The following is a 15,581-nucleotide window of genomic DNA, read 5'->3' as shown; positions in this document are numbered from 1 at the left end:
GCGCCTTCCGGCTGCAAAGGGAATGATTAGGGCACTGGTTAATATCAATCGCTTACCAACCCGGAGCTTTGTCACCATGCCAATGACAAATTTTTTCCGCGCCGCAGTAGAGGGCGCAACCTGTGACGGCCGAGTACTGGAACGTCAGCACATCACCGAAATGGCCGAACAGTACGATCCCCAGGTCTATGGTGCCCGCGTCAATCTGGAGCACATTTTAGGCTGGTCGCCGACAAGCGATTTCCGCGCGTATGGTGACGTGGTTGAAGCCAAAGCCGAAGAAATTGCCGAGGGCCAGTTAAAGGGCAAACTGGCGCTTCTGGTGAAGGTAGACGCCACGGACGAACTGGTAGAACTGAAAGGCAAACGCCAGAAAATCTACCATAGCATTGAGGTGCATCCGTCTTTTGCCGACACCGGCAAAGCCTACCTTATGGGGCTGGCCTGTACCGATAACCCGGCGAGCCTGGGTACCGAAATGATGAAGTTTTGCACCCAGAACGCCAGCGCCAACCCACTGGCCGCGCGTCACTACGCACCTGAATGCTTCTTCACTGAAACCCTGGAATCGTCTCTTGAATTTGCACAGGAAGAGCCGCCAGCGTCCGACACCGGGAAGAATTTCTTTTCCCGTATCAAGGAAATGCTGACCGGAACCCGCCAGCACTTCGATCGTGAAAATGGCGATATCCGCCAGGCGGTTGAACTGGTAGCGGAAAGCCAGGGTGAATTGCTGGACAAGATGGAAAAACTGAGCGCAGGGCAGCTTAAGAACAAGCAGACCGCCGAAGCGGTGGAGAAGTTGCGCTCTGAGTTCGACGAGATGAAAGCGCAGCTTTCTACCCAGGACGCCAGCAAATTACGCCGCCCGGAAGCGACCGGCGCAACTGAAAAATCTAACGCCCAGCTTGCTGACTGCTGATCGCCGCCAGTAACGAAGGAACAGTACAGGAAATATAACTATGCGTAATTCTACCCGTGAATTGTTTGATGCGTATCTTGAGCGACAAGCTGAACTGAATCACATCAACAAATCCCACGTAACAAAGGCGTTCAGCATTGATCCGAGCGTTGAGCAGACGCTTGAAGACAAGGTGCAGCAGTCTTCCGAAATGTTGAAGAAGATTAATATCTACGGTGTGAACGATCAGTCCGGTGAAAAAATCGGTCTGGGCGTGAGCGGCCCGATTTCCAGCACCAACAATTCCACCACCGAACGCCGCCAGCCTGTATCCGTCACGGCGCTGGATTCGAACAAGTACACCTGTAATAAGGTGAACGCGGATACTTTCGCCTCTTATGCGCAGCTTGATGCCTGGGCTAAATTCCCGGATTTCCAGCAGCGTCTGAGCAATCAGATCATTCAGCGTATCGCGCTTGACCGCATCATGATCGGCTTTAACGGAACCAGCTATGCGGATAAGTCCGACCGCAACGCCAACCCGCTTTTGCAGGATTGTGGTATCGGCTGGCTGCAACAGTACCGCGCGAACGCGCCGCAACGAGTCATGAAAGATATCACCGTGACCAGCCGCGACGATTCCAACCAGGTGATCGCTAAAGGTGATTACGGTAACTACGACTCGCTGGTTTATGACGCGGTTAACTCACTGATGGACGAATGGTACAAAGATTCGCCCAATCTGGTGGTGATCACTGGTCGTAACCTGACGGTTAGCCGTTCGTTCCCGATCATCAACGCCGTCAGCACCAATAACCCGAACTCCGAAGCGCTGGCCGGTCAGTTGATCGCATCGCGTAAGACGATCGGCAACCTGCCTTCGTTCATCGCGCCTTTCTTCCCTGATGGCAGCATGTTTATCACTTCGTGGGAAAACCTATCGATTTACTGGCAGGAAGGTGCGCACCGTCGCCGTATCGTGGAAGAGCCGGAATATAACCGCGTCTCTACCTACAGTTCGTCAAATGATGCCTATGTTGTTGAAGATTACGGCTTCGGCTGTCTGATCGAAGGCATTACCGCCGCCGAACCAGCACCGGCACCATAAATCAGCGCAGGCCAGCTAACTGCTGGCCGCTTTGGGGGCATCATGTTGACACCTGCTCAACAACATTTTAATCGCGTGATGGCTGAACGCCGCCACGCCAGCCGTGAGCCGTCGCAGCTTGAAATGACGGCATACGAAACCATGCTTCACCGCCTGCGACTGGATAAAGCCCGTTTGAGTCGTGTCCAGTCCCAGAAGGCTAAAGCGGATTTAAAACGCGAACTGCTGCCGGATTATCAGCCGTGGATCGAGGGCGTACTTACGGCAGATTCCGGCCAGTCTGACGACGTGTTAACCACCGTCATGATCTGGTGTTGTGACTGCGGAAACATCGCCGAAGCCCTGCGCATTGGTCAGTACGTATTGCGCCATAAGTTGCCGATGCCGGATCAGTATCGCCGCACCACCGCCACCGTACTGGTGGAAGAAATTTGTGATCCCGTCCTGGCTGCATTCAAAGCTAACCCGGCTGTTGCGCCGGTCGCCGCTGACCTGCTGGAAGCATTAAGGGGCTTAACCCTGAACGAAGATATGCCGGATGAGGTGCGCTCAAAGCTGCTTAAGGCGCTGGGGTATACGCTGCGCCTGACTGACAACGTTGAATCGCTTACCGCTGCGGTTGAATACCTGCGCCAGGCGGCAGTGTTGAACCCGAAAAAAGCAGGCGTAACCCGTGATATTGAGCTTCTGCAACGGGCGCTTAAGAAGTCCGGGCAACCTGCTGACGGTGACGGCGCAGACGGCAAGCCAGAAGCAAACAGCACCGAAACCCAGACGGCAACGCCGCCAGCCCAGCCAAAAGCGAAGCGGGAAACCAAAAAGCCCGCCGCTAAAAGCAAGCCGGCAGCGAAGAAAAGAACCACGACAGCCCGCCAGAAGGCGGCGTCATAACCGAACGTGCCCCCGCGCACCCAGGCGGCACGGCAGGCGAAAACAGGCAACGCCGCGTCTTCGTCCTGCCGTCCACCGCCTGACTTATACGGAGTAGAGATCATGAGTCTGGTAGCCACTGAGCCAGTACGACCACCATCCGATCCGGTGCCTGATGATGGCGGCGCGAAAGTTGAAAGCCTGCCATTCTGGCCGGTCATTTCGCTGGCTGAACTACGCCGCGCGATGCGTCTTGATGGGCAGGTGACAACCGATCGCCTGATGTCGCGAACGGTGGAAGCGGTGGCCCATGTTAATGATCAACTTTTCCTGTGGCGCCAGGTGCAGATTGATGCGGGCTATGAGTCATTGGCAGAAATTCCGGCCAGTCCAGTGAATGGCACTTCCGTGAAGGTATGGCGCTATAAAAACGCCGTGTATTCACTCACTAAGGCGCTGTTGATTGAAGGCTACCGCGATATTGATACCACCAGTAAAGGCGAAGACCACGCGGCTGCATTGAGCACGCAGATCGATACGCTGTGGCGGGATGTGCGCTGGTCAATCCGTGATATCCAGGACGAAAGCCGGGGCCTGGCGGAGTTGGTGTAATGAACGTTCAGGCGCAGCAAAACGACACGATCGACCTGCTTTGCTGGCGCTATTACGGCAGAACAGCAGGCGTCACCGAGGCTGTGATCGATGCCAATAAGGGCATTTCCGCCGCCACTGAGTTGCAGGCCGGGCAGATTGTTTACCTGCCAGAGATCCAGCCGCCAGCCCAGCGGGAAACCGTGCAGCTATGGGATTGATTAAAAGTGAATAATTCAGAGGATTAAGCGGGGTGTAAGTATGGTCGGTGAGCCAATTTCCGGCGCTGCCGCTGCAACGGTGACAATTACAGGCGTCACATTTGCCAGCATGTTATCAGGCACTGACGCGGGCGTTTTTGTCGGCGCTTTTGCCGGGGCTGTGGTGTATGTGCTTTCCGCTGCTGAGTTAAGCCGGTTCGCTCAAATTGGGTATTTCATTGCTTCTTTTTTGATTGGCGTACTCGCGGCAGATATGACAACCGGGTTTATCACGTTGGCGATCGGTAAGTACCTCCCTGACGGCATTACGGTGGGTAAATCTATTGGGGCAACCGTCGCCGCCGCGCTGGGGGTTTATGTACTTCTCATGCTCAGAAAAATAAACCAAGGGCGTTTATTTTCGGGGGGTGGCGATGGTAACGCTAAATGAACTTCTACTTATCGTGAATGCAATTACATGCGCAGTAATCGCGGTAACTTTGGGTACTTATCAGCGCAATGGGGCAAAGCATAAGCGAATGGCTGCTTTGTTTGCCTGGGTGCTCATTGTTGCGTGCGGTTCAGTCACCATCCTGATCGTTACCGGAAGGTATTCAACCGCAAACTTTGCGGATACGGCGATCAATATGGCGCTCTGTGTGGCTGTTTTATCGGCCAAAGGCAACGTAATGAAGATTGTTAACAGATCGGACGTAATGAGCATAAGCAAACGAGGTGCCCGTAATGGCAAATAACTTTAAATTCAGTCAGCGAAGTGAAAATAACCTGCGTGGTGTGCATCCCGATCTGGTGAAGGTAGTCAGGCTGGCGCTTGAGCTTTCGCCGGTTGATTTCGGCATTACGGAAGGTTTGCGTACTGTCGAACGTCAAAAGCAACTGGTTGCGGAAGGTAAAAGCCAGACCATGAACAGCAGGCATATTTCCGGTCACGCCGTTGATGTTTTCGCTTATCCAACGCCTACCGGTTCATGGGACTGGCAGTATTACCAGCAGATTTCCCAGGCGTTTAAGCAGGCGGGTAAAAATCTGGGCATTCCAGTGGAGTGGGGCGGAGACTGGAAGACGCTCAAAGACGGGCCACACTTCCAGTTACCTTATGCCGATTACCCTGCCTGATGTGCCGTGCAGGTCATTTTTAACTGTGCTGGCCGTGCGTATCGAGCGCGGTCATTTTTGACAGTGCTCCAGCACGTCCGGTATTGACGGTGCGAGCTGGCGAGAGGTTTTGAAATGGGGCTGTTATCACGCTGGAAAGTGATCGTTTGTTTTGTGCTGGCCGCTGCTGCTGTATGGGGTTTTAGCCACTGGCGTTACTGCGCCGGTTACGGTGATGCCGATCAGCACTGGCGTGAAAAGTGGGCGCAACGTGATGCACGCGACGCCACCGCGCTGGCGCAAAGGCAGGCTGAGGCCAGGGCAGAAGAACAACGCCGACAAGGTGAAATTGATGCGATCAGAAAACAAACCAGCCAGCAGCTTGCTGGCGTGCAGGCTGCTGCCGATCGTGCCAGTGCTGTTTCTCGTGGGCTGCACGCCAAAGCCGACGAACTCGCCAGGCAACTGGCAGACCGTGAACGCGCCTGCGGTGCCGGAACTTCCGGCAGAAGCGAGGCAAAAGCCAGCGGTGCCGCATTGCTTGCCGACCTGTTTAAGCGGGCTGACGAGCGAGCGGGGGAGCTGGCAAGAGAAGCTGATGAAGCAAGAGCCAGAGGATTAGCCTGTGAGGCTGCGTATGATGCGGTTAAGTCCGGGAGGGATAAGTAATGCTTAAACCCGATTTGCTGCGCCAGATGATAAGCCAGCATGTGCCCTGGCTGCGTGAGAATCCCGATAATCTGGCGGTTTACCTGCGTAAAGGCCGTATGGTCAGCACCGGCCAGCGTGCTGCTGCGTTTGAGTATCGCTATACGCTGGAAGTGCTGGTGATGGATTACCCTGAATCTCTGGATACTATCAGCGTGCCGGTGCTGGCTTGGGCGCGTTTATATCAGCCTGATCTTTTGTTTAACCCGGACAGGCAGCAGAACGGCATAACATTCGAAGCCGATATCCTGAGTAACAGCACGATGGACGTGCTGATCCAGATTCAGGCTGATGAAGCGGTGATCGTCACCCGGGAAGATGGCGAGATCGTCACCCGTCACCGTGCTGACCCTGCACCGGGGCCAGAAATTGGCGCGTGGTCACTGGTATTTGTTGATGAGGTCAGCGGCGAAACATGGCAGGACAACAAACCGATCCCCTCTTCCAACAGTTAGACGACTGGTTAGCCAGCGTTGCCGCGCAGCTTTCGCCTGGGCACCGTCGCAAGCTGACGCGCGACGTTGCGATCGGGCTGCGTAAGCGCCAGCAAAAGCGTATCGCCAGCCAGAAGAACCCCAGCGGTGAAAGCTATCCGGCCCGCCGCCGCAAAATCCTGCGCACCCAGGGCGGGATAAAGTTCATATGGAATGATGAGGCCAGGGAGTTACGCAACTGGCGAACCACGGGCAGGGGTGAGCACCGCGCAATCACCGGCTATGACGTGGATCGCGGTGCCCTGCGCACGTTCTATAAGCGCGATATCCAGCGTTATATTGAAATCAATCTCAACCAGTCAAAGCAAAACCGCACCAGAAAGGATCCGATGTTCCGCAAGCTGCGCACCGCACGCTTTCTTAAGGCTTACGGTACGGGCGGCATGGCCGTGGTTGGCTATCAGGGGCATACCGCCGAAATTGCCAGCGTTCACCAGTACGGTGAAGTTGATAACGTGGTGCCGGGTGCCCGTGCGCGTTACCCGGTGCGTGAACTCCTGGGCATGACCGAGGGGGATTTAGACTGGCTGGCCGATACAGTTGTTACCTTCATGCAAGAGATTTGATTGTCACCAACCCGCCACAATGGCGCCGCGTTGTTTGCGCGCGCGCGACTCCTGATACTGACTGCATAACCCAAAAGCCGAAACGGTCGTAAAGCCTGATACCGGGTGGAAGCGACGCCGGACAGCGTAACCGGCACCACGGGAAACAGTCAGCACTATGAATTTAAACGAACTCTATCGCCTTATCTGCAATCTCGCCCGCATTGGCACCGTGCTGGAAGTGGATACGGAAAAGTATCTTGCACGCGTCGAAACCGGCGAGAACAAAACCGACTGGATCCGCTGGGCAGTGCCGCGCGCCGGTGAAGCAGTGACGTGGTGGGCGCCGACAGTGGGCGAGCAGGTTTATATTTTGTGCCCCTGCGGTGAGATGGAAACGGCATTCATTGCCGGAAGCCTTTACAGCGAAGACGCACCGCCGCCAGATGCTGGCGCTACCTCCTGCGTGATCCTGCACCCGGATGGCGCCCGTATCTCATATGACCCGGAGGCCAGCGCGCTGGTTGTCAGCGGGGTGAAAACGGCAAGCGTCACCGCGTCGGAATCCATTACCGCCACCGTGCCGGTGGTAACTGTCAAGGCAGATACGCGCGTTACCCTGGACACGCCGGAAGTGGTCTGCACCAACAAGCTGATCACCGCCACGCTGGAAGTACAAAACGGCGGGGAAATGAAGGGCAATATTACCCATTCAGGCGGATCGCTTTCGTCTAATGGTGTCGTTGTCCATTCGCACAAACATAGCGGCGTCCAGTCCGGTGGCAGTAATACAGGTGGCCCGGTATGAGTACAGTCCGTTACAGCGGCATGAATGCCGGTTCAGGCCATGCCATCACCGACAACGAGCATATAGCGCAGTCTATCGGCGATATTCTGTTAACGCCGATCGGTTCCCGTGTAATGCGCCGCGCTTACGGTTCGCAGCTTTTCAACCTGATAGATCAGCCGGTCGATAACGCCATAACGAAGCTGCGCGTTATGTCTGCCATCTACAGCGCCCTGTATTTATGGGAACCGCGGATCTCTCTGACCAGTATCACCCTGAGCGCGCCGGGTGCCGGTCGGCTGGTTGCCACTATCCAGGCCAATCGCACCGACAATCAGACGCCATTTAACGCCGATATCACATTGAGGGGCCAGGCATGAGCGGCACGATCGATTTATCGCAGCTACCGCCGCCCGTGGTGGTTGAACCGCTGGACTTCGAAACGCTTTTCGCGCAGCGCAAGGCCGCATTTATTGCGATGTACCCGGAAGACGATCAGGAAGAGATCGCCCGCACGCTTGAGCTTGAATCGGAGCCGATCACCATGCTGCTGGAAGAAAATTGCTATCGCGAATTGCTGTTGCGCCAGCGGGTGAATGAAGCGGCCCGCGCGGTGATGCTGGCTTATTCCACGGATAGCGATCTGGATAATCTGGCGGTCAATTTCAACGTTGAACGTCTGACCATTCAGGAAGAAGACGACAGCGTTACCCCGCCAATTGAAGCTGTGATGGAGTCAGACCCGGATTTACGCACGCGTACCCAGCAGGCTTTTGAAGGTCTTAGCGTGGCCGGGCCAACGGCAGCGTATGAATTTTGGGGGCGTTCGGCAGACGGGCGCGTAGCTGATATTTCGGCGGTCAGTCCTACGCCTGCCTGCGTCACCATTTCGGTGCTGTCGCGTGAGGGTGACGGAACGGCCAGCGATGATCTGCTTTCCGTGGTCGCTGCTGCCCTGAACGATGAAGAGGTGCGCCCGGTGGCCGACAGGGTAACGGTGCAGTCTGCGGAGATCGTGCCGTATCAGATCGATGCAACGCTTTACATCTATCCGGGGCCGGAAGCCGAACCCGTCCGGCAGGCATCGGAACAGCAGTTACAGGCGTATATTGCCGCGCAGAATCGCTTAGGGCGTGATATCCGTCTTTCAGCTATCTACGCCGCTCTGCACGTCGAAGGCGTCCAGCGCGTGGAACTGGCGCAGCCTGTTGCGGATATCGTGCTGAGTGACTACCAGGCATCACACTGCACCGAATACACCATAACGGTGGGTGGTTACGATGAGTAATGACCTGTTACCACCCAGCGCCAGCCGAATGGAGCGAGTCGCCGCACGCGTCTGCGCGTCGTTGGGTGAAGTGCCCGTGCCGCTGCGCCAGTTGTGGAACCCGTGGACGTGTCGGGCTGATCTGTTGCCCTATCTGGCTTGGGCCTTCTCCGTTGATCGCTGGGATGAGGCCTGGCCGATCAGCACAAAACGAAAGGCGGTGGCCGATGCGTTCTACCTGCATAAGTACAAGGGTACAACGGGCGCCATGCGCCGGGTTGTTGAGCCGTTCGGCTTCTTCATCCGGGTTAACGAGTGGTGGAACATCGACACCGCCCCGGGCACCTTCACGCTGGATATTGGCGTGGAAGACCAGGGTATTAGTGAAGAAACCTATCAGGAGCTTGAACGCCTGATCGCCGATGTGAAACCGTGCAGCCGTCATATGCTGGGAATGTCTCTTCACCTGCAAACAACCGGCGATTTGTATATCGGCGCTGGCAGTTATTCCGGCGATACGCTGACCGTATACCCGTATTTCCATGAAACCATAGCCGTGGGCGGTGATGATTACACCGGGGCGGCAATCCATTTAATTGACACCGTGGAGATCGCAAGTGGCGACTAAATATTATGCCGTGCTAACCAATGTGGGCGCGGCGAAACTGGCAAATGCCACGGCATTGGGTGCGCAGGTTGAGATCACCCAGATGGCTGTAGGCGATGGTAACGGCGCATTGCCGACGCCGAACCAGGCACAAACGGCGCTGGTTCATGAGCTGCGTCGTGCGCCACTCAATACCATGAGTATTGATCCGAACAACGCCAACCAGATTATTGCCGAACAGGTGATCCCCGAAGATGTGGGCGGATGGTGGATCCGTGAAATCGGTTTATTCGATAAAGACGGCGATATGATTGCCGTAGCCAACTGTGCGGAAACCTATAAGCCGCAGTTGCAGGAGGGGAGCGGGCGCGTTCAGATTGTCCGCATGATCCTGATCGTCAGCAGCACCGCCGCCGTGACGCTGAAAATTGACCCTTCGGTAGTGCTGGCAACGCGCCAGTATGTTGATGATCAGATAATCCAGGTGAAGGCCTATGTTGATCAGCAACTGGCGGCGCATGTGGCTGCGGCTGATCCTCATGCGCAATATTTGCTTGAGTCGGATTTTGATAAATATTTCCCGGCAGGTTTTCCGCTTCCGTGGCCGCAGGCAACGCCGCCAGGTGGCTGGCTTAAGTGCAATGGCGCTACGTTCGATAAAGCTAAATACCCTAAGCTGGCGACGGCTTATCCTTCTGGTGTATTGCCAGATCTGCGCGGGGAATTTTTGCGCGGCTGGGATGATGGGCGCGGGATTGATAGTGGGCGTGGGATACTGACATTTCAACTTGATGCTTTGCAGAAAATCACGGGACTACTTGAGGGTGGAAATGGCATTGGTCTTATGACTCGCCCGCATGAATCGACATCAGGCGTGTTCAGCGAAGGGGCGACGCGCGGCATAGTACTAAGCACAATAGCGGGCACATCATACGCAGTTAACTTCGATTCTTCGCTGGTCGCACGGTCAGCAGCAGAAACGCGCCCGCGTAACGTTTCATTCAGCTACATCGTGAGGGCAGCATAATGGCGCAGGCAAAATTAAACAGTGAATTTATTGCCACGGCGGCAGGTGATATCACTGTGTTTAACTACGATGGAGAGACACGCGAATACCTTTCTTCATCCGTGGAATATCTGCCGGTTGGCGTCGGCATTCCTGCAAATTCTAGTACTGAGGCACCAGGCGAAGCTAAAGCTGGTTCGGCCATTTGCCGGACAGCCGATTTTACCACCTGGGAATACGTCGCCGATCACCGTGGTGAAACGGTGTACAGCACTGAAACAGGCGAATCGGTGATCGTTTCTTTGCCTGGCGATTACCCGGAAGGCACCACCACGCTGGCACCTGACACGCCTTACGATAAGTGGGATGGTAGCGAGTGGGTCACGGATACGGAGGCGCAGCACGCGGCGGACGTGGAAGCGGCCGAGCAACAGAAAGCTGCGCTACTGCTTGAGGCGCAGGCAACGATCAGTCTCTGGCAGACGGAGCTACAGTTAGGCATTATCAGCGATGAAGATAAAACCAGCCTGATCGCCTGGATGAACTACATCAAAGCCGTGCAGGCGGTGGACACCTCGAAAGCGCCGGATATCACCTGGCCGGATAAGCCGGAATAAGTTTTCATTCCGGCACGCATGGCCGGTTCTAACCGTGCTGGACGTGCGTATCGAGTACAGTCATTTTTAACGGTGCTGTAGCACGGTCAGTTATGGCGGTGTGTTCCGGAAGACGAAGCGGGCAAAGGCCCGCTTTTCTTATATCAAAAGGTTGGTTTTCACCAGAGAGAAGAGATCGTCGGTGGTCGTTTCAGCCAGCTTTTCCCGTATGTCCTCGCTTACCCGTTTCAGGTTGAGCGTGAAATCAATTTTCTTTGCCTTCCCGTCCTTAAAAAACTCCGTCCGGTTTTGCGTGATCTGCTCAATGACATACATGCCGTAGATCCTGCCCGTGCCTTCTATCAGGGGCCACGGGCGCCCGGAAAAAGCCATCGTTTCCAGCATGACAAGCGACACATCACCGCCGCTTATTTCGGGGTACAGCGTGCCGCTGAGTACGAACGGTTCTTCATCTGCGCCGATGAACTGATAGCGCGGGGATTTCCCCACGCGATCGTTTTTGACGTGCCGCCAGGAGTTGGTTTTATTCGCACTCTGGTAAGGCGTGGTTTGCAGTGAAAAGGGGAACATCCCCAGAATCATCATCATGATATTGCCCTTAGACGTGATCGGTCAGTTGGGAACGCTTGCGCCGGTCAGCCTGCTGCTTCGCTAACGCAAGTTCTTCGCGCACGCGCCTGATAATGGTTTCTTCATCCAGTTTCTGGCCGCTAAAGTCGAAGTTAAGGTTATATACATCGCCACCCGGCGCAGGCATCAGCGCAGCGACGGAAGCCGCAGACGGCGACGCCGAAACGGGCACCCGTGCGGCGGGCTTCTCAACCTGCCACGGCGTAACGGAAGCGATCAGCGATCCGGCCTGCTGCGTCACCCAATCTGTAAGGGATGGTAGCTGGCGCTGCGCCTGCTTAAGCGGTTCCGAATATCCGCCACGGATCGGGATATAGGGCTGCTTATTCTTGAAGACGATTTCGCCGGGCCCGTCTTTCTTCTCCGTGGTATTGGTGGCGATCTTGTCCAGGCTGCTGCTCATCTTCGGCACGATGTTGGCCGGGCCCTTGAGCGAGTTAATTAAGCTATCCTGCTTTTTCTGCTGGTCAATGGCCTGCTGTTGCTTCTGGTTGGTTTTCTTCTGCTGATCGTCTTTCGGCGACCAGTTCCAACCCTTTTTAACCATTTTCTTTTGCTGCGGATCCCACTCCCAGACAACAGGGTCTTTGTGCATACTTTCCGCAGCTTGCTGCGCTGCTTTTGTTGCGTCGGGGATAGCGCCGAGTTTTTCCAGTACCCATCCTATACCGCGCGCTATTCCTTCGATTATTGGTGTTAATGCAGATAGAGCGTTACCGACAACCTTACCGAACGTTTCCCCGGCACTGGTGCAGGAGGCCAGCGCTTCGCTGGAGAACTGGATAGGTTCGAAGAGTTTTGTGAACCACTCCCAGACGCCACCGACAGCATTACCGATAGAGTCAAAGAGTGGGGCTAGTGGTGCAAAGGCTGTACTAAATGCTGCGGTTAAAGGCTGTAAGCCACTCATTAACCCGGTGTAAAAGCCAGTGAAAAAGGCTTTTATAGGTTCCCAGAATTTAATAACGGCGATCGCTGCTGCTGATAAAGCGATTACCAGTATTCCAATAGGGCTAAGAAGTAATGATAACCCGCTACCCAACGCCATCATTACGGTGCGTCCAACGTTCAGCAAAGCGCCGAAACCGGAGGTTGCCAGAGTTCTGAGGCCATTACCAAGCCAGGTTATAGCCGTCATAGGCCTTGTGAACAGGGTAAATAGCCCCTGTCCGGCGGCAACAGCACCGCGTGAAAGTGCCATTAACGCTGTGTTTAACCCGCCAATAGCTTGTTTACTAAATTGGGTAATGCCAGACGCAGCAGATCGGAAGAGGGCAGGCCAGTCTTTAATACTTCGGCCCACGCCAGATAGTGAGGGGATCAGCCCGCGTAATGTGCTGGATAATTTTCCCAGCGAGCCTATGAGGGGAGTTACCCCACCGGAGCCAGCCAGCGTGGTGAAGCTGAGGCGAACAAGTGCCATCGGGCCGAGCACTGCGCCGATGGACAGCATCAGGCCACCAACGACAACCAGCAGCGCGCCTATGGCTGCGGTGACTTTCATGATTGAGCCAACCAGAGCCGGGTTTGCCTCAACCCAGCGGCGGACGCTGCCAACTACCTTACTGACGGTAAGCATGATATCCATCAGTGGTTCGCGGAGCGTTTCTCCTGCTGAACTCAATGCGTTAACCGCGCCGGTTTTGGTCAGTTGCCACTGAGCAGAAAGGGAAGCTTTATTGATATCAGATTCCCGATTCATGGAACCTTTAGCGGCTGCGCCCTGCGTCAGTTCTATCTGGCGGCGTAGTTCGGGCAGGTTGTTCGCAAGTTTCTGCGCATCATCGCCGAACTCTTTACCGAAAATCTGGGTAAGGTTGGCTACCTGCTTATCTGGTGCAAGTTTTTTGGACGCTTCCAGCACTGAAATGATCGTGCCCATCGCGTCCACTGACATGCTTTTCTGGACTTTTTCAGCATTGACGCCGATTTCATCCAGCGCACCCAAAAATTTATCGCTCTGTACTGTGGCGATCGATAGTTCGCGCACCATTGCATTGGTGGCGCTGGCGGCAACTTCGGCAGGTGATCCAAGCGTCAGAAAGGTGGAACCCAGCGCGGCGGCTTGCTTGTAATCCAGTTGGCTGGCAAGTCCGCCAACGCGCTGGAGCACGTCGATAATATCGGAGCCTTTCGACTTCGCGTTATCGTCCAGGTAGTTTATGGCGTCGCCTAACTGTTCAATGTTTTGGGTTGGGATTTTATACAGCCCGGCAATCTTACCGAGACTTTCAGAAAGCTGGTCGGCGGGAAGTTCGAAGGCAACAGAAGCCTTTGCCGCCATGCTGGCGAAAGACAGCAGATCGGCTTTTTGTTTTTCCCACGGATCATCGCTGTTTGCGACGCCCATACGTGCGCCGCCTTCGACCAGTGCGGCATAGTCAACAGCACCGTTTGCCATTGGCAGCTTTTCGCTGGCATCCATGATCGCCCGCTGCATTTCTTCATATTGCGGGGTGCGGTTGCCGCTGTCGTCACGCAAGCCGTTTACCTGTTTGGCTACGCCCTTCATCGCGTCTTCAAAACTGCTGTAGGATTTCACCGCAGCGGCGACAGGTGCGAGGGTTGCCGCACCCACTGCGGCGGTTTTCATTCCCCCGCTCATCATCTTTTCGCCGGTTTCTTTGGCGCGGCTGTAACGGGCCTGCGCCTGGTTTACAGCGTCAAGCCGTCGCTGCTGTTCGGCAAGCTGGCGATTGTATTGCGCAGTACGCTGGTTGATCTGTTCCGTCGCCCGGCTGGCGCTGCTGATCGCAATGCCTTCGCTGTAGAAGCTGGCGCGCAACTGGTTAAGCTGCGTCTGCTCGCCTTTCTGCTGCTGGGTTAACTGGCGAATGGCTGCACGTTGCTGATTGAGGGCGGCAACCTGTTCGGCGCTGCGCTGGCGTAACGGGCCATAAGCCGCCGCCATTTGCCGGGCCTGTTCTTTCGCCTGGGCCAGTTGTTCGGTGGTTTTTTTATTGGCTGCGGTGAGGCGGTCGAAGCTGGTTGCCTGACGCTCAAGCCCTTTAATGCTGGTTTTGGTCTGATTGATTTGAGACGCCAACGCGGCGGCACTCTGGCGCGCCGCGTTGACAGGGCGGGACATATTATTCAGGGCGCTGAATGCCACCCTGATATTTAAATTGCGGTCTGCCATTTAGTGATCTCCACCACTGCGCGCAGCCGCCTGATCACGCCATAACAGTATTTCCTGTACCGTCATGGCGTCCATCTCTACCGGCCGCCAGTGGAATATGACGGCGATATCTGCCATCAGGTCTTCTATGCGTTCGCAGGGGCATCGGATGATTCGTTGCCCGTATCCGTCGCGGTCAGATCCGAAGAGGGTTGCAAAAAATCAACCACCGCGTTGGCTAACTGGCAAAAATCCCAGGTATCCATTCGGGCAATCTCATCGGCGGTTAATGCCGGAGCGGTAACGCGGGGCAGCAGAATAACCAGCGCGTCATAGTTGGACGTCAGCACGTCATAGGCTTTTAAGCCACGCAGTGATCCAGCCTGTTTAAGCACGGAAGTGATCGCCACCTCGGTGATTTTGGTCTTACCGCGCGTAATAGGGGCGGTAAGAATAACGGTGTTTTCTTTGGTCTTGCTCATGGTGCCAGTTTTCCTTATAGGCCGATGTTAGCGCGGTGTTTTTCCAGCACATCCACACCGGCAACTTTGTAGATCATGTTGAGCACATCAATTTCGATAATTTCTTCGCTATTGATGGTCAGCTTGTAATAGGTGTTTTTCAGGGTGTACTTATGCGAAGTATCATCCCCAACCTTTGCCGAACCGGGATCCAGTTCAGTGAAGCGGCCACGCGTCTGGATTTCGCACGGTACGGCGTCGCCGGTCGCGTCGTCCTGGTAAGAGCCAGCAAAGCGCACCTGCATTCCGTCCGCAGTGGTAACGCCCCATTTTTTCATTAGCCCGGCATCCATACCGCCAAGAGTGATATCCATATCCAGGGCGCCAGCGTCGAAGCCCAGATCCACCGCAACCGAACCCGGCATACCGCCCGCCTGGTAGTCTTCGGTTTTTTTGGTGAGTTTGGCGGGGGTGATTTCCGGCACCATGCCGAAGTAGTTATCCCCGTCAAAGAACATATTGAAATATTTGAGTTTCTTAGGCAGTGCCATAAGC

22 protein-coding genes are annotated in these 15,581 nt (G+C 55.3%); 17 read left to right on the top strand and 5 right to left on the bottom strand.

The window, feature by feature from the left end:
• Positions 1–76: 76 nt before the first annotated feature.
• The 17 genes from MPHASIOC01_RS26850 (at position 77) to MPHASIOC01_RS26770 (ending at position 10,817) form a co-directional block, all read left to right on the top strand.
• Positions 77–922, top strand: coding sequence for a GPO family capsid scaffolding protein (locus MPHASIOC01_RS26850; RefSeq protein ID WP_353613636.1), 846 nt, complete (start codon positions 77–79; stop codon positions 920–922).
• Between the two features lie 40 nt (positions 923–962).
• On the top strand, positions 963–2,009 hold the full coding sequence (locus MPHASIOC01_RS26845; protein WP_353613635.1) for a phage major capsid protein, P2 family: 1,047 nt from the start codon (positions 963–965) through the stop codon (positions 2,007–2,009).
• Positions 2,010–2,051: 42 nt separating this feature from the next.
• On the top strand, positions 2,052–2,900 hold the full coding sequence (gene gpM, locus MPHASIOC01_RS26840; RefSeq protein ID WP_032654161.1) for a phage terminase small subunit: 849 nt from the start codon (positions 2,052–2,054) through the stop codon (positions 2,898–2,900).
• A 102-nt stretch (positions 2,901–3,002) separates the two neighbouring features.
• On the top strand, positions 3,003–3,491 hold the full coding sequence (locus MPHASIOC01_RS26835) for a head completion/stabilization protein (RefSeq protein ID WP_016246752.1): 489 nt from the start codon (positions 3,003–3,005) through the stop codon (positions 3,489–3,491).
• Complete coding sequence (locus tag MPHASIOC01_RS26830; protein WP_001102549.1) at positions 3,491–3,691, top strand: tail protein X; 201 nt, start codon at positions 3,491–3,493, stop codon at positions 3,689–3,691. The genes MPHASIOC01_RS26835 and MPHASIOC01_RS26830 overlap by 1 nt, the downstream gene beginning before the upstream one ends.
• Before the next feature lie 40 nt (positions 3,692–3,731).
• Complete coding sequence (locus tag MPHASIOC01_RS26825; protein WP_353613634.1) at positions 3,732–4,121, top strand: putative holin; 390 nt, start codon at positions 3,732–3,734, stop codon at positions 4,119–4,121.
• On the top strand, positions 4,105–4,425 hold the full coding sequence (locus MPHASIOC01_RS26820; RefSeq protein WP_353613633.1) for a phage holin family protein: 321 nt from the start codon (positions 4,105–4,107) through the stop codon (positions 4,423–4,425). Before MPHASIOC01_RS26825 ends, MPHASIOC01_RS26820 begins: the two co-directional genes overlap by 17 nt.
• On the top strand, positions 4,415–4,807 hold the full coding sequence (locus tag MPHASIOC01_RS26815) for a M15 family metallopeptidase (RefSeq protein ID WP_353613632.1): 393 nt from the start codon (positions 4,415–4,417) through the stop codon (positions 4,805–4,807). The genes MPHASIOC01_RS26820 and MPHASIOC01_RS26815 overlap by 11 nt, the downstream gene beginning before the upstream one ends.
• Positions 4,808–4,921: 114 nt before the next feature.
• The gene (locus MPHASIOC01_RS26810; RefSeq protein WP_250856835.1) at positions 4,922–5,455 is read left to right on the top strand and encodes a DUF2514 family protein; all 534 of its coding nucleotides are present in this window, start codon (positions 4,922–4,924) and stop codon (positions 5,453–5,455) included.
• Positions 5,455–5,949: a phage tail protein gene (locus MPHASIOC01_RS26805; protein WP_250856834.1), complete on the top strand. Its 495-nt coding sequence runs from the start codon at positions 5,455–5,457 to the stop codon at positions 5,947–5,949. Before MPHASIOC01_RS26810 ends, MPHASIOC01_RS26805 begins: the two co-directional genes overlap by 1 nt.
• On the top strand, positions 5,910–6,554 hold the full coding sequence (locus MPHASIOC01_RS26800; protein ID WP_250856833.1) for a phage virion morphogenesis protein: 645 nt from the start codon (positions 5,910–5,912) through the stop codon (positions 6,552–6,554). The genes MPHASIOC01_RS26805 and MPHASIOC01_RS26800 overlap by 40 nt, the downstream gene beginning before the upstream one ends.
• 157 nt (positions 6,555–6,711) lie before the next feature.
• The gene (locus tag MPHASIOC01_RS26795; protein ID WP_061360017.1) at positions 6,712–7,341 is read left to right on the top strand and encodes a phage baseplate assembly protein V; all 630 of its coding nucleotides are present in this window, start codon (positions 6,712–6,714) and stop codon (positions 7,339–7,341) included.
• Positions 7,338–7,700: a GPW/gp25 family protein gene (locus tag MPHASIOC01_RS26790; RefSeq protein WP_000108898.1), complete on the top strand. Its 363-nt coding sequence runs from the start codon at positions 7,338–7,340 to the stop codon at positions 7,698–7,700. Before MPHASIOC01_RS26795 ends, MPHASIOC01_RS26790 begins: the two co-directional genes overlap by 4 nt.
• Positions 7,697–8,608, top strand: coding sequence for a baseplate assembly protein (locus MPHASIOC01_RS26785; RefSeq protein ID WP_353613631.1), 912 nt, complete (start codon positions 7,697–7,699; stop codon positions 8,606–8,608). The genes MPHASIOC01_RS26790 and MPHASIOC01_RS26785 overlap by 4 nt, the downstream gene beginning before the upstream one ends.
• The gene (locus MPHASIOC01_RS26780; RefSeq protein WP_353613630.1) at positions 8,601–9,215 is read left to right on the top strand and encodes a phage tail protein I; all 615 of its coding nucleotides are present in this window, start codon (positions 8,601–8,603) and stop codon (positions 9,213–9,215) included. The genes MPHASIOC01_RS26785 and MPHASIOC01_RS26780 overlap by 8 nt, the downstream gene beginning before the upstream one ends.
• Positions 9,205–10,221: a phage tail protein gene (locus MPHASIOC01_RS26775; RefSeq protein WP_353613629.1), complete on the top strand. Its 1,017-nt coding sequence runs from the start codon at positions 9,205–9,207 to the stop codon at positions 10,219–10,221. Before MPHASIOC01_RS26780 ends, MPHASIOC01_RS26775 begins: the two co-directional genes overlap by 11 nt.
• On the top strand, positions 10,221–10,817 hold the full coding sequence (locus tag MPHASIOC01_RS26770; protein ID WP_353613628.1) for a tail fiber assembly protein: 597 nt from the start codon (positions 10,221–10,223) through the stop codon (positions 10,815–10,817). The genes MPHASIOC01_RS26775 and MPHASIOC01_RS26770 overlap by 1 nt, the downstream gene beginning before the upstream one ends.
• A gap of 138 nt (positions 10,818–10,955) precedes the next feature.
• On the opposite strand, the gene MPHASIOC01_RS26765 is transcribed toward MPHASIOC01_RS26770, so the two are convergent.
• The 5 genes from MPHASIOC01_RS26765 to MPHASIOC01_RS26745 are packed head-to-tail and all read right to left on the bottom strand — an operon-like array spanning position 10,956 to position 15,577.
• Positions 10,956–11,405, bottom strand: a complete 450-nt coding sequence (locus MPHASIOC01_RS26765) for a phage tail protein (protein ID WP_353613627.1) — start codon at positions 11,403–11,405, stop codon at positions 10,956–10,958.
• Between the two features lie 10 nt (positions 11,406–11,415).
• Complete coding sequence (locus MPHASIOC01_RS26760) at positions 11,416–14,586, bottom strand: phage tail tape measure protein (protein WP_353613626.1); 3,171 nt, start codon at positions 14,584–14,586, stop codon at positions 11,416–11,418.
• Positions 14,587–14,703 carry a GpE family phage tail protein gene (locus MPHASIOC01_RS26755; RefSeq protein ID WP_000763324.1) on the bottom strand — a complete coding sequence of 39 codons (117 nt, stop codon included), beginning with the start codon at positions 14,701–14,703 and terminating at the stop codon, positions 14,587–14,589.
• Between the two features lie 8 nt (positions 14,704–14,711).
• Entirely contained in the window at positions 14,712–15,047 is a 336-nt protein-coding gene (locus MPHASIOC01_RS26750; protein ID WP_000047593.1) for a hypothetical protein, read from the bottom strand.
• Positions 15,048–15,061: 14 nt separating this feature from the next.
• Entirely contained in the window at positions 15,062–15,577 is a 516-nt protein-coding gene (locus tag MPHASIOC01_RS26745; RefSeq protein WP_001207579.1) for a phage major tail tube protein, read from the bottom strand.
• Positions 15,578–15,581 lie beyond the last annotated feature (4 nt).

The sequence above is a fragment of the Mangrovibacter phragmitis genome (genome assembly GCF_040429585.1).
Taxonomy (GTDB): Bacteria; Pseudomonadota; Gammaproteobacteria; order Enterobacterales; family Enterobacteriaceae; genus Mangrovibacter; species Mangrovibacter phragmitis.
The sequence above is the reverse complement of the archived record's forward strand: the minus strand, read 5'-3'. Positions and strand labels throughout refer to the sequence as shown.